The sequence below is a fragment of the Providencia alcalifaciens DSM 30120 genome (genome assembly GCF_000173415.1).
Taxonomy (GTDB): domain Bacteria; phylum Pseudomonadota; class Gammaproteobacteria; order Enterobacterales; family Enterobacteriaceae; genus Providencia; species Providencia alcalifaciens.
This window is the reverse complement of record NZ_ABXW01000046.1, coordinates 21916-35392: the sequence shown is the minus strand read 5'-3', so window position 1 is coordinate 35392 and position 13477 is coordinate 21916. Positions and strand designations below refer to the sequence as shown.

The 13477-nt window shown below is 41.7% G+C and carries 13 protein-coding genes; 9 read left to right on the top strand and 4 right to left on the bottom strand.

Going from position 1 to position 13477, the window contains the following annotated elements:
- Positions 1-103 precede the first annotated feature (103 nt).
- The 7 genes from PROVALCAL_RS08260 to PROVALCAL_RS08230 all read left to right on the top strand — a co-directional run bounded on the left by PROVALCAL_RS08260 (position 104) and on the right by PROVALCAL_RS08230 (position 8822).
- Positions 104-1720: an ABC transporter substrate-binding protein gene (locus tag PROVALCAL_RS08260; RefSeq protein ID WP_006658740.1), complete on the top strand. Its 1617-nt coding sequence runs from the start codon at positions 104-106 to the stop codon at positions 1718-1720.
- A gap of 91 nt (positions 1721-1811) precedes the next feature.
- Complete coding sequence (oppA, locus tag PROVALCAL_RS08255; protein WP_006661680.1) at positions 1812-3452, top strand: oligopeptide ABC transporter substrate-binding protein OppA; 1641 nt, start codon at positions 1812-1814, stop codon at positions 3450-3452.
- A gap of 66 nt (positions 3453-3518) precedes the next feature.
- Positions 3519-4439 (top strand): oligopeptide ABC transporter permease OppB, encoded by a 921-nt coding sequence (gene oppB, locus PROVALCAL_RS08250; protein WP_006658738.1) that lies wholly within the window; start codon positions 3519-3521, stop codon positions 4437-4439.
- Between the two features lie 14 nt (positions 4440-4453).
- Positions 4454-5362, top strand: a complete 909-nt coding sequence (oppC, locus tag PROVALCAL_RS08245) for an oligopeptide ABC transporter permease OppC (protein WP_006658736.1) — start codon at positions 4454-4456, stop codon at positions 5360-5362.
- Positions 5363-5372: 10 nt separating this feature from the next.
- Complete coding sequence (gene oppD, locus PROVALCAL_RS08240) at positions 5373-6362, top strand: ABC transporter ATP-binding protein (protein ID WP_039861794.1); 990 nt, start codon at positions 5373-5375, stop codon at positions 6360-6362.
- On the top strand, positions 6359-7360 hold the full coding sequence (gene oppF, locus PROVALCAL_RS08235) for a murein tripeptide/oligopeptide ABC transporter ATP binding protein OppF (RefSeq protein WP_006658733.1): 1002 nt from the start codon (positions 6359-6361) through the stop codon (positions 7358-7360). The genes oppD and oppF overlap by 4 nt, the downstream gene beginning before the upstream one ends.
- Positions 7361-7523: 163 nt before the next feature.
- Entirely contained in the window at positions 7524-8822 is a 1299-nt protein-coding gene (locus PROVALCAL_RS08230; protein ID WP_006658732.1) for an SMI1/KNR4 family protein, read from the top strand.
- A 107-nt stretch (positions 8823-8929) separates the two neighbouring features.
- Here PROVALCAL_RS08230 and PROVALCAL_RS08225 read toward each other — a convergent pair whose 3' ends face one another.
- Positions 8930-9262, bottom strand: a complete 333-nt coding sequence (locus PROVALCAL_RS08225) for an HI1450 family dsDNA-mimic protein (RefSeq protein ID WP_006658731.1) — start codon at positions 9260-9262, stop codon at positions 8930-8932.
- Between the two features lie 38 nt (positions 9263-9300).
- Entirely contained in the window at positions 9301-10761 is a 1461-nt protein-coding gene (gene cls / locus PROVALCAL_RS08220) for a cardiolipin synthase (RefSeq protein ID WP_006658730.1), read from the bottom strand.
- Between the two features lie 281 nt (positions 10762-11042).
- Here cls and PROVALCAL_RS19640 point away from each other — a divergent pair, with 281 nt between their 5' ends.
- Positions 11043-11216, top strand: coding sequence for a YciY family protein (locus PROVALCAL_RS19640; protein WP_006658729.1), 174 nt, complete (start codon positions 11043-11045; stop codon positions 11214-11216).
- 125 nt (positions 11217-11341) lie between these two features.
- Entirely contained in the window at positions 11342-12079 is a 738-nt protein-coding gene (locus PROVALCAL_RS08215) for a TonB family protein (RefSeq protein WP_006658728.1), read from the top strand.
- Positions 12080-12157: 78 nt separating this feature from the next.
- On the opposite strand, the gene yciA is transcribed toward PROVALCAL_RS08215, so the two are convergent.
- Both yciA and PROVALCAL_RS08205 read right to left on the bottom strand, forming a co-directional pair.
- Positions 12158-12583: an acyl-CoA thioester hydrolase YciA gene (gene yciA / locus PROVALCAL_RS08210; RefSeq protein WP_006658727.1), complete on the bottom strand. Its 426-nt coding sequence runs from the start codon at positions 12581-12583 to the stop codon at positions 12158-12160.
- Positions 12584-12772: 189 nt separating this feature from the next.
- Complete coding sequence (locus PROVALCAL_RS08205; protein ID WP_006658726.1) at positions 12773-13333, bottom strand: septation protein A; 561 nt, start codon at positions 13331-13333, stop codon at positions 12773-12775.
- Positions 13334-13477 lie beyond the last annotated feature (144 nt).

The window sequence follows — 13477 nt, the reverse complement described above, 5'->3', positions numbered from 1 at the left end:
TAAACAATGGCTAAAAGCCTTTATGAGTCAATAACGAAAGGCTAAAAAAACACCATTCGACTTAATGTTGAAAATTTAATTATGAAATGGAGAAGGCGCAACGATGAAATTAACATCCCGACACTGTTTACTTTCTTGTCTCATTATCTCATCTACTGTTTTTGCTCAAGCGTTACCTACCTCAAATAAATCACCACAAACGATTACCATAAACAATGGTTCTGAAGTTGCTTCTCTTGATCCTCATAAAGTTGAAGGGGTGCCGGAAGGTAATATTATTCTCAATTTGTTAGAAGGGCTGGTTTACGAGGATATTGAGGGTAAAGCGGTTCCTGGTATGGCGAGCAGTTGGCAGAATGAAAATTATACCGTATGGACATTCACTATACGCGATGATGCCAAATGGAGTGATGGAACACCTGTTGTCGCAGAGGATTTTGTATATAGCTGGCAGCGACTAGCGGACCCGAAAACGGGATCACCTTATTCCAGTTATTTACAAAATGCTTATATCGAAAACTCAGAAGCGATTTTAAAAGGGCTGAAACCGAAAGAATCATTGGGTGTTAAAGCTATTGATGATAAACATTTGCAGGTAACACTCAGCCATCCAGTCCCTTACTTTATCGATATGCTTTCACATACCTCAATGAAGCCAGTTAACCGTAAAGCAATTGAAAAATATGGTGATAAATGGACACAACCCGGTTTCTTTATTAGCAATGGGGCATACATTTTGGATGAATGGACAGTCAATGAGCGAATTATTCTTAAGCGTAATCCACAGTATTGGAATAATGCAAAAACGCAGATTGACCAAGCTACTTTTTTAGCCATCACGTCTGAAGTCAGTGATAACAACCGCTATCGCAGCGGTGAAATAGACATTAGTAACTCTGCCATTCCGCCTACGTTGTTTAAAAAAATGAAGGCAGAGAAACCTAACGAGCTGTATGTTCGTCCATATCTGTGTACGTTTTACTATGAAATTAATAACCAGAAAGCTCCCTTTACCGACCCACGAGTGCGTGAAGCGATTAAATTAGGTTTAGACAGAGAAACGATCACAAATAAAATCATCGACCAAGGACAGGTTGTCGCTTATGGGTTTACACCGACATTTATTCATAATGGTCATTTCGCCATACCTGAATGGGCAAAACTTTCGGCGGAACAGCGTTACCAACGAGCCAAAGACCTGCTCGCTGAGGCTGGATACACGGCGAAAAATCCCCTTAAATTTACTCTACTGTACAACACATCAGATCAAAATAAGCAGCAAGCTATTGTTGCCGCATCGATGTGGCAAAAAAATATTGGTGCTCAAGTCACATTGCAAAACCAAGAATGGAAAACCAGCTTACAAAACCGCCATGAAGGAAACTATGAAGTTGCTAGAGCAACATGGTGTGCTGATTACAACGAGCCTTCTGCATTTTTGAATTCATTACTGTCGGATAACAGTAACAATACGGCAGCATACAAAAACAAAGCTTATGATCAATTGCTATTAGAGGCTTTGACTGCACCAGATGACCAATCTCGTCAAAAAATTTATCAACAAGCAGAGTCCTTGCTAGACAAAGACTCTGCGCTGGTTCCCGTTTATTACCGCGTGAGTGCAAGAATGATCAAGCCCACAATTGGAGGATTTAAAGGAGGAGACCCTCTTGATCATATGGATGTTAAGCGGTTATATATAAATTCTACTAATCAATAATTTTGTAATAAACAAAATAACTGTTTACTGACTCAGTAATCGGATGCATCAACAACACAACCAAAACAAGAGTATGGGAGTAACCAAAATAATGAGCAAATTACTGAATAAGACCTTTGTTGCTTTAAGCGTTGCTGCTGGGTTAATGGCAGGGACGATGGCGACAAGTTATGCTGCAGTTGTTCCTGCTGGCGTGGAGCTAGCCGATAAACAAGTTATCGTACGTAATAATGGCTCCGAGCCACAATCCCTTGACCCGCACAAAATTGAAGGGGTGCCTGAATCCCATTTAGCAAGGGACCTATTGGAAGGGATTACGATTGTTGGACCTGAAGGGGAAACATTACCTGGCTCCGCGATTAGCTGGGAAAATAAAGATTTCAAAGAGTGGACCTTTAAAATTCGCGATGGCGCTAAATGGTCAAATGGTGACCCTGTCACGGCTGAGGATTTTGTTTATAGCTGGCGCCGACTCGCAGATCCAGACACCGCGTCTCCTTACGCTAGTTATCTGCAATATGCCCACGTACAGAATGTGGATGATGTTATTGCCGGTAAGAAAAAACCAGAAGAATTAGGCGTTAAAGCGTTAGATGATAAAACGTTGGTGCTAACATTAAGCGAAGCCGTACCGTATATTCCTAAATTACTTTCTCACCCATCAATGTCGCCAGTGAATAAAAAAGTCGTTGAAAAATTTGGGGCTAAATGGACTCAGCCGGGTAATTTTGTGGGTAACGGTGCCTATAAATTGAAAGATTGGACCGTTAACGAACGTATTGTTTTAGAGCGTAGTCCAACCTATTGGGATAATGCACATACAGTCATCGACCAAGTCACCTTCTTACCAATTTCATCGGAAGTTACGGACGTAAACCGTTATCGTAGCGGCGAAATTGATATGACGTATACCAATTTACCTATCGAACAATTTAAAAACATTCAACAAACAATGCAGAAGGATTTGCGTGTAAGTCCATATTTATGTACTTACTATTACGAAATTAATAATGAGAAACCGCCATTTAATGATCCTCGCGTTAGAGAAGCATTAAAACTGTCAATGGACAGAGATACTATCGCTAATAAAATCAAGGGAATGGGAGATATTCCTGCCTATGGTTTTACACCACCATTTACCAATGGTATGAAAGCTGAAAAACCAGATTGGTACACTAACATGACGCAAGAACAGCGTAATGAAAAGGCGAAACAGTTGCTTGAAGAAGCGGGTTATAATAAGTCAAACCCATTGAAATTTAACTTGTTATATAACACATCAGATTTACATAAACGCATTGCTATTGCCGCATCATCCATGTGGAAGAAAAATATTGGTGCAGAGGTTAAACTCGAAAACCAAGAGTGGAAAACTTTCTTAGATAGCCGTCACCAAGGTGCTTATGATGTCGCACGCGCAGGTTGGTGTGCAGACTATAACGAACCGTCATCCTTCTTAAATATGCTGCTTTCTTACAGCAGTAATAACACCGTACATTATAAAAACAAAGATTTTGATGCCGCGATGAAAAAGACGCTTCAAGTAAAAACAGATGACGAGCGTGCTGATTTATACAAACAAGCAGAACAGATTGTTGACAAAGATTCTGCGATAGTCCCTCTCTACTATTATGTTAACACCCGATTAGTGAAACCGTATGTGGGTGGATATACGGGTAAAGATCCATTAGATAACTTACATACTAAAGATCTGTATATCATCAAACACTAATTACAACAGGCTGGCTCCGCGTGAGCCAGCCATTAGCCTAAATGGCAACAGAAGTAGGAAAGGGCAATGTTTAAATTTATTTTACGTCGTTTGCTTGAAGCAATTCCGACTTTATTTATTCTCATTACCATCTCATTTTTCATGATGCGACTCGCGCCAGGAAGTCCGTTTACGGGTGAGCGAAAATTACCTCCTGAAGTTATGGCGAATATTGAGGCGAAATATCACCTGAATGATCCCATGTATAAGCAATACTTCAATTATTTAATCCAACTTTCACAAGGGGATTTCGGTCCTTCCTTTAAGTACAAAGACTACAGTGTGAATGAGCTAGTCGCGAAAGCCTTTCCTGTATCTGCAAAACTCGGCGCAACGGCGTTTGTGGTTGCGGTGTTATTTGGTATTACAGCGGGGGTCATTGCGGCTTTAAATCAAAATACTAAATGGGACTTTACAGTCATGGGATTCGCCATGACGGGGGTTGTCATCCCAAGCTTCGTTGTGGCACCTCTTTTGGTGCTGATTTTTGCCATTCATTTGAAATGGCTCCCCGGTGGGGGTTGGGATGGCGGTAATGTGACACATATGATATTGCCAATGGTGGCGCTCTCTTTGGCATATATTGCCAGTATTTCACGTATTACTCGTGGTTCGATGATTGAAATCATGCATTCAAACTTTATTCGTACTGCGCGCGCAAAAGGGTTACCACTGCGTACCATTATTTTCCGACATGCCTTAAAACCGGCGTTGTTGCCTGTGCTTTCTTATATGGGACCGGCTTTTGTCGGGATAATCACAGGTTCAATGGTCATTGAAACCATTTTCGGTTTACCTGGTATTGGCCAGCTATTTGTGAATGGGGCTTTAAATCGTGATTACTCGTTGGTGCTCAGCTTGACTATTTTAGTTGGGGTTTTAACCATTGCCTTTAATGCCATTGTCGATGTGTTATACGCTGTCATCGACCCGAAAATTCGTTACTAAGCCGGAGAAACACTATGTTATTAAACAACAAAAATAGTGAAGCTCTGGAAAATTTTTCTGAGCAACTGGATATTGAAGGGCGCAGCCTCTGGCAAGATGCAAGACGGCGTTTTATGCATAACCGTGCGGCGATTGTCAGCTTATGTGTCCTATTTTGTATCACCCTGTTTGTGATTTTTGCCCCTATGTTATCGCCATTTCTGTATGACGATACGGATTGGGAGATGATGTCCACAGCACCTGATTGGGCTACGGGGCATTATTTCGGAACGGATGCTTCAGGTCGTGATTTACTTGTACGTGTGGCAATTGGTGGACGAATTTCATTGATGGTCGGCGTTGCAGCAGCATTGGTGGCGGTTGTCGTGGGAACATTGTATGGGTCGTTAGCGGGTTATGTGGGTGGTAAAGTCGACTCCATCATGATGCGCTTATTGGAAATTTTAAACTCCTTCCCATTTATGTTCTTCGTTATTTTGTTGGTCACCTTATTTGGTACCAATATCCTGCTGATTTTCGTCGCAATTGGTATGGTGTCATGGCTGGATATGGCGCGTATCGTTCGCGGACAAACATTGGGATTAAAGCGCAAAGAATTTATTGAGGCAGCGCTAGTGTGTGGAGTGAGTACGAGGCATATTATTCTTCGCCATATCGTCCCCAACGTATTGGGCGTGGTTGTGGTTTATGCTTCTTTACTCGTACCAAGTATGATTTTGTTTGAGTCCTTCTTAAGTTTCCTTGGTTTAGGAACTCAAGAGCCACTCAGTAGTTGGGGAGCCTTGCTCAGTGATGGGGCAAACTCAATGGAAGTAACACCGTGGTTGCTGTTGATCCCTGCTGGATTCTTAGTTATCACGCTGTTTTGTTTTAACTTTATCGGCGATGGCTTACGTGATGCCCTCGACCCGAAAGATCGCTAAGGGGCTTATTATGGAACACTCAACACGCAGAAGCCCTTTATTATCGGTGCATGATTTGAACGTCACATTCGCAACCCAAGATGGGAATGTGACAGCGGTTAACAAACTCAACTTTGAATTGAGTGCGGGAGAAACGCTGGGTATTGTGGGTGAATCTGGTTCAGGTAAATCGCAGACAGCGTTCGCACTCATGGGGTTACTGGCAAAAAATGGTCGAGTGGGTGGCTCAGCCATGTTTAATGGTCGTGAGATTTTAAATCTCAAGGAAAAAGAACTTAATCGCATGCGTGCGGAAGAGATTTCAATGATCTTCCAAGACCCAATGACATCGCTTAATCCTTATTTGAAGATTGGTACTCAGCTTTCTGAAGTCTTAATGTTACATAAGGGACTGAGTAAAAAAGGGGCATTTGAAGAGTCAGTTCGTATGCTTGATGCCGTAAAAATGCCTGAAGCGCGTAAACGTATGAATATGTATCCACATGAATTTTCAGGTGGTATGCGCCAGCGCGTGATGATTGCGATGGCACTCTTGTGCCAGCCAAAACTGCTCATTGCTGATGAGCCAACCACTGCATTGGATGTAACTGTACAAGCGCAAATCATGACATTACTGAATGAGCTAAAACAGGAATTTGATACGGCGATCATTTTAATCACTCACGATTTGGGTGTTGTCGCGGGTGTGTGTGATAAGGTTTTGGTGATGTACGCAGGGCGTACCATGGAATATGGCAGTGCTCGGGATATTTTCTACCAACCCTCCCATCCATATTCACTCGGTTTATTAGCCGCCGTGCCTCGCTTAGACGGTGATGATGATAACTTGGCAACCATTCCGGGCAATCCACCAAATCTTTTACGCTTACCGAAAGGCTGTCCATTCTCACCGCGTTGCCAATATGCAAATCAACACTGTGTAGAGGAAGAACCTCGATTATCCAGTTTTGCCCAATCTCGTTTGCGTGCCTGCTTTAAGTCTGTGGAGGAATTAGTATGACCAACCAAGAAAATAGGCAGGTGCTGTTGGAAGTGAACGATCTCAAAGTGCATTTTTCCATCAGGGATAAACAACAGTGGTTTTGGCAACCCGATAAAAGCTTAAAGGCCGTCGATGGCGTGACATTACGTTTGTATGAAGGGGAAACCCTTGGTGTTGTTGGCGAATCTGGTTGTGGTAAATCGACCTTCGCTCGTGCTCTGATCGGCTTAGTAAAATCCACTAGCGGCACCGTAACATGGCTTGGGCAAAATTTGCTGACCATGAACGATAAGCAATGGCGCAATGTACGCAGCGATATTCAGATGATATTTCAAGATCCGTTGGCATCCCTTAACCCACGGATGACTATCGGGGATATTATTGCGGAGCCATTAAAAACGTATCATCCTAAGATGTCACAGGCAGAAATCACTGAAAAAGTGAAGAAAATGATGATGCGGGTAGGGTTATTACCAAACCTGATTAACCGTTACCCTCATGAGTTTTCCGGTGGGCAATGTCAGCGAATTGGTATTGCGCGCGCACTGATATTAGAACCTAAACTGGTTATTTGTGATGAGCCCGTATCTGCATTGGATGTGTCAATTCAAGCGCAGGTGGTTAACTTACTGCAAGAACTTCAGCGAGAAATGAAACTCTCATTGATCTTTATCGCTCACGATTTGGCGGTAGTTAAGCATATTTCAGACCGAGTTTTGGTGATGTATTTAGGGCATGCTGTGGAATTGGGGACGTATGACGAGGTGTATAACAACCCGCTGCATCCTTATACGCGTGCATTGATGTCAGCGGTACCCGTTCCTGATCCTGATAAGGAAAAAAACAAGCAAATTGAGCTACTTGATGGAGAGTTACCTTCACCGATTAATCCACCGTCGGGCTGTGTATTTAGAACTCGTTGCCCAAGTGCTGATGCAGAATGTGCGAAAACACGTCCATTATTAGAAGGGAGCTTTAAGCATGCGGTATCATGCTTGAAAATTGATCCTCTATAATTGGTGATATCCACGTTTTCAAGGCTCCCTTTAGATGAATAAAGCGGAGCCTTTTTTATGGAGGACAATTTTCAGAGTTTTCAATCATCGTTGTCTCTTAAAATAATGTGTTATATATGATATTAAAATCAATACGATGCAATCTATAGGATATTGACGCTTAATGAACCACCTTTCGCCGCCGTTACAACAATTACAACAAACATGGCAGAACATTAATCAGTGCTATGCGGATGATCAAATTCAACGTATCAAACAGAAACTCCCTCTCGCCCAACAAGTTGATATAGATGAGGCATTGTTCGGTGCAGATAGCCACAATTATCAGCTCAATCCACCCTTAGATATTGAGCGGATAGAGCAGTGGCAGAATCGGATGGCGGTACAATTACCACATGAGTATGTGACATTTATGACTCAGTTAGGTAATGGCGGTGCAGGACCGTATTATGGCATTGAACGCTTTGAGGACAGCGAGAGTCGCTATGACTCAGTTGCGTTGCCTTCGGTACTTAGCCCAACGATGAGCGATGAAGAGTGGCAAACATTGAGCCAAATGGCGGATGATTGCACTGACGAAGAGTACGATTCACGAGAAAGTTTACTTCATCAAGGGCTATTTTATCTGGGAACTTGCGGTTGTACTTATGACATTCTGTTGGTGGTCACTGGCGAACATGCTGGGCGATTAATCTATACCCATGATTGGTGCGATTCTCCAACTGCGTATTTTTTCGTATATGAAAATCATTTTCTTGATTGGTATGAGCGCTGGTTAGATGAGGTTATTCAACAATACGATACTGGCTGGTTTGGGCACCGAATGGGGGGCAATGAGGTTTATTTATTTGACTTATTTACCCTTAGCAGTGATGAAAAAAATAAATTAGCGGCGTTAGAAGGGCTGAAAAAGTTACCCGCATTATCAGAGGAAGGAATTGAACAACTGACGGCAATCCTGAATATAGATGCATGCAGGATTTATCAGACTAAGGCATTGGAAGTGTTAGCGAAATACTCAGCCACGGCATCATCTGATTATTTAATGAAGGCGATTGAAAGTCACGAGCCAGCGCGTATTAATCTTGGTTTACAGTTGATTTTTTGGTACCAAAAAGGGAATTTAGCTAAATTTAAATCGACAATATTAGTGAGATTAGCAGAGACCCAACATGTTGATACCGTGCGATTTGTGGGATATATCCTTAAAGAGTTACAGGCTGTGAAGGTCGAGAACTTCGAACATTTATTCCAACATACAGAATGCAGTGTCGTGATAAACGCATTATATGCAGCGTCTCATGATACAAATTTCAGTCAGAAAGTGTCTAAGTATTTTGAGTATATGGTGTCCGACAATAGCGAAGTTGCGTTAACGGCAATTCAATCTGTTGCTCGATCATCGCAATTTGCAGACGGTGTTGAAGCCTTTATCTGCGCAGCATGGGAAAATACCCAGTAGATAAGAGCGATTATATTCGCAATAACTTACGTCACTATATGAAGAAGTATAATTTGCAGTTGGATTTGGCAGAATAAAACAGGGGGAATATTCCCCCTGTTTACCCGTTATTTTTTCCATTCAATATGTTGGAAAGGGTGTTTTGGATTTCGACTGATCAGAATTCGTGCAAAAATATCATCAATGTCATCTTCAGGATTTTTAGCCAGCCCAATCACGATTTCGCTCATTTGCGTTAAAGGGAGCCCTTGAGTCGCCAGAATATGCCAATCTTGGCTAAACGGAACAATTTCAGCAGCCCCGCAGTCTTCAAACTGTAATGCGAAAATAACTTGATCCGCAGGCTCCAAATTCTCCATTGCGCCTTCAAGGAAAAGGTCATAGGCAATTTCAATGATTTCATCTTCATCGATTAGGTTAATATTTGAATTTTGACTCATGACGTTTTCCTAACGGTCAATACTATATAAGCATCAAACTATAATAGTGGGCTAAAGAAGTAGCATAGGCGCTCAATGACACGATTCCAGAATGGGCGTTGTTCCCATTCTTCAATATCTAAACGTGTGGAGCGAGCCATGTAATCATACTGAACCAGCGTGAGATCGCTACCAAAACTTTTATCGTCAATGACCACGGTAATTTCAAAGTTCAGCCATAAACTGCGCATATCTAAGTTGACTGATCCCACTAAACTTAGCTCGCCATCGACACAGACACTTTTGGTATGCAGTAATCCATCTTCAAACTGGTAGATCTTCACGCCCGCTTCCAATAATTCTGTATAGAAAGAACGACTAGCCCAGCGAACTAAGAAAGAATCATTGTGACGTGGCATGATGATACTGACATCAACTCCGCGCATGGCAGCGGTACAAATCGCATGCAGTAAGTCATCACTTGGCACAAAATACGGCGTTGTCATGATCAACTGTTTACGTGCCGAGAACATGGCGGTCATCAATGATTGCTGTATTAACTCTTCAGGAAAACCGGGACCTGACGCAATCATTTGGGTAGTGTGACCATTATCTTGCTCAAATGGCATGATATTGGTATCGGGTGGCGGAGGTAAAATTCGTTGCCCTGTTTCCATTTCCCAGTCAAAGGCATACACAATCCCTAATGTGGTACTGACAGGACCTTCCATGCGCACTAAAATATCGACCCATTCACCAACGCCTGCATCTTGTTTAAAGTAACGAGGGTCGACCATATTCATACTGCCGGTGTAGGAAATATAGTTATCAATGACCACAATTTTGCGGTGTTGACGTAAGTCCATTCGACGCAGGAAAAAACGCATTAGGTTAACTTTCAGGGATTCGACAAATTGAATGCCAGCAGCCCGCATTTTATCCGGATAATCGCTGCGGAAAAAATGCCAGCTGCCTGCAGAGTCCACCATAATACGGCATTTAACACCACGCTTCGCTGCATTGAGTAATGCTTCAGTGACTTCATCTACTAACCCGCCAGGTTGCCAGATATAAAACACCATTTCGATTGTATGCTGAGCATTGTTGATATCGTTAGCTATTGCACGTAACGAATCTTCGCTGGTGGTCAGTAATTGAATGCGATTACCTTTAACGCCAGCAATGCCTTGGCGCTTTTCACACAGCTGAAATAATGGCTCTGCAACGGGACTATTATCGGTGGCAAAGATATGCTTGGAGAGACGCAAGTTTTCTAACCAAGTGGCAACCGATGGCCACATTTGATGGGCTTTATCAATGCGACGTCGACCTAAATGAAGCTCACCAAATGCTGCGTAGGCGATGATACCAACCAACGGCAGGATATAAATGATCAGTAACCATGTCATCGCTGAAGTGACGGGGCGACGTGTCACAAGGATACGTATGGTCACCCCTGCAACAATTAACCAATAGAGGAAAAAAAGTAACCAACTCATTAAGGTGTAGACGGTTGCCATAATGGATAACAAGCCTCACTGACAAAGAGAAAAAGAGTCGAAAAAAGAAAATATGTCTTATTAAATATAGACTAAGAATAAACATACCAGAATTTGCTAAAAGTTCTGAATAAAAACTGAGTTAAATAAATAAAAGTGCAATTAATGGTAAGTTTTCTAGAACGGGATCATGATTAAACTGACCATTTTCGTATTTTTGCGGATAACTTCTTCTTGGTTCTCGCAAACAAAGGCATATAATATTTCGTCGTTATGACCATCCACCTGATAAGGATTAAAAAATGAGACGCAGTAGGCAAGAAGTGGGGCGCTGGAGAATGTTAAGACAGGTCGTTCGCCGCCGCCGCCGTTGGTTAGAAAGACACTCTCGCCGTAACATGAAAATTTATGCTATTCGTAAAATGGATATCTATCGACGTCGCCATTCTCTGTTATTTACTCAGTGGATTGAGTAAGGGTATTCACGTTTATACTCACATTTTTCACTTTGTTCGCTAAACCTTATTGAATATGATTGCTATTTGCATTTAAACTATTGCTCATATTCAATAAGTAAACTGGTGTAGGGTAAAAATTGCATATGCGTGGTATCAGACTGTTAGTCATCGTTGCTATCTCATTATTAATTCATGCGGGTCTAGCTATGGCATGGATTTTTAATCAACCGAAATTTCCTCAGCCTGAGGAGCCTATCTCGATAGCGATGCTTTCCTTTGCTGAACCTGCCTCAACTCCGCCTGTAGAAACACAGTCAGAACCTGAGCCTGTGGTAGAGCCTGAACCTATCATTGAACCTGAGCCTGTAGTGGAACCTGCAATTGTCTTACCGCAGAAAAAGCCGGTAGTGAAAAAGAAACCTGAACCAAAGAAAGAACCTAAAAAAGAACCGAAAAAAATTCAGGAACCTGTAAAGCCTGTTGAAAAACAGCTCGCAATGAATAAAACCCCCGCTACCAACACGGATATCCTATCAAAAGACACCGTAAATACGCGTGGAGCCGAGACCACAGCCAAAAATAATGCGCCAGTATCTAGCCAGTCCTCTGGGAGTCGTGGTCCAAAAGCATTAAGCAAGCAAGCGCCAGATTACCCGGATCGTGCTCGTCGCCTTGGAAAAAATGGCTATGTAAAAGTGCGTTATGATATTGATGATGATGGACGAGTCCAAAATATTGAATTTGTCGAAGCGTCGCCAAAAGGGTTGTTTGAGCGTGATGTAAAACGCGCGATGAACCGTTGGAAATATGAAAAATTACCTGCAAAAGGTTATACCACCGAGATCTACTTCAAAGTGGATGGAACGGTTAGCCAAGTATAGAAAAGCAAACACAGTAAATATGTAAGAGTAAAAATAAAAAAGCGCTTCATATGAAGCGCTTTTTTGATATTCGAATGATTAAGCCTGAGGTTGTGAACTTTCTAATTCAAAGTGTTGTTTGTCTTCAGGTAATGCGCGTGGGGTATTGTCATCATTCACGGCTACATAAGTAAATACAGCATCAGTCGCTTGATAACGCTGACCAACTGGATGGGTTGCCACTTTTTTTACCCACACTTCGATATTGATTGTCACCGAACTTTTTCCGGTTTTTAAACAGCGAGCATAACAGCAAACGACATCACCAACAGCAACGGGTTTTTGAAATTTAATACCATTGACAGCCACTGTGACTACGCGACCAAGAGCAATTTCTTTTGCTAAAATCGCGCCGCCAATATCCATTTGAGACATTAGCCAGCCACCAAAAATATCGCCATTCGCATTGGTATCTGATGGCATTGCCAAAGTACGTAAAACGAGCTCACCGTTAGGTAATTGCATATCAAACTCTTTAGTAAAGGGAATTAAACACTATGATTTTGTTGCTCATTTATAGCAAACAAATATAAGTATAGTAAACCGCTAGAGTACATCCAGTCACAGATAATTGTAACAAATCGCTGTGATAGGCATAAAAAAGCTGCGAAAGTGCGCAGCTTATTTATTTTTATATTATTTTAGAGAAATAAATTACTCTTTTGGCTTCTCTATTTGGGGCTCTTTAGTCATGTGTTTGAAAATATACACGACACTCAGAATCGTAAAAATTAAGGTACTGGCAGTGAGTCCAAACACTTTAAAATTCACCCAAACGTCTTGCGCCATCCAAAATGCGACATAGATATTGATACCGGCACAAGCGATGAAGAAGATTGCCCAAGCGGTGTTCAGTTTCAGCCAATAACTATCAGCTAATTTAATTTCCTGATTACTTCCCAGCATTCTTTGGATAATGGGCTTTTTGGTAAACCATTGGCTAATTAATAATGCTAAAGCGAATAAACCATAAATAATAGTGACTTTCCATTTAATGAAGGCATCACTATGGAAAATTAAGGTTAAAGCCGCAAACGCCATAACAATGACACAAGTAATTTTAGCGACTTTTTCGACTTTCTTATAAATAAGATAAGTTGCCAGTAGAGCGAGGGGTGTTGTCACCATTAAGGCGCCACTAGCGTAAAAAATATCGTATCTTTTATAGACAATAAAAAAGATAACCAAAGGAATAAAATCAATAAGTTGTTTCATAACAGTGGATTCGGATCCTTAACGTGAACATAGTCAACTTAAACACAATGACGTAGTTTAACTGATTTTGCGAAGATTGTTAAAAGTTTGCTCTCTTTTACCAAGAATTAGGGCTGTCATCCAACCAGATTTGCACTATTTTAC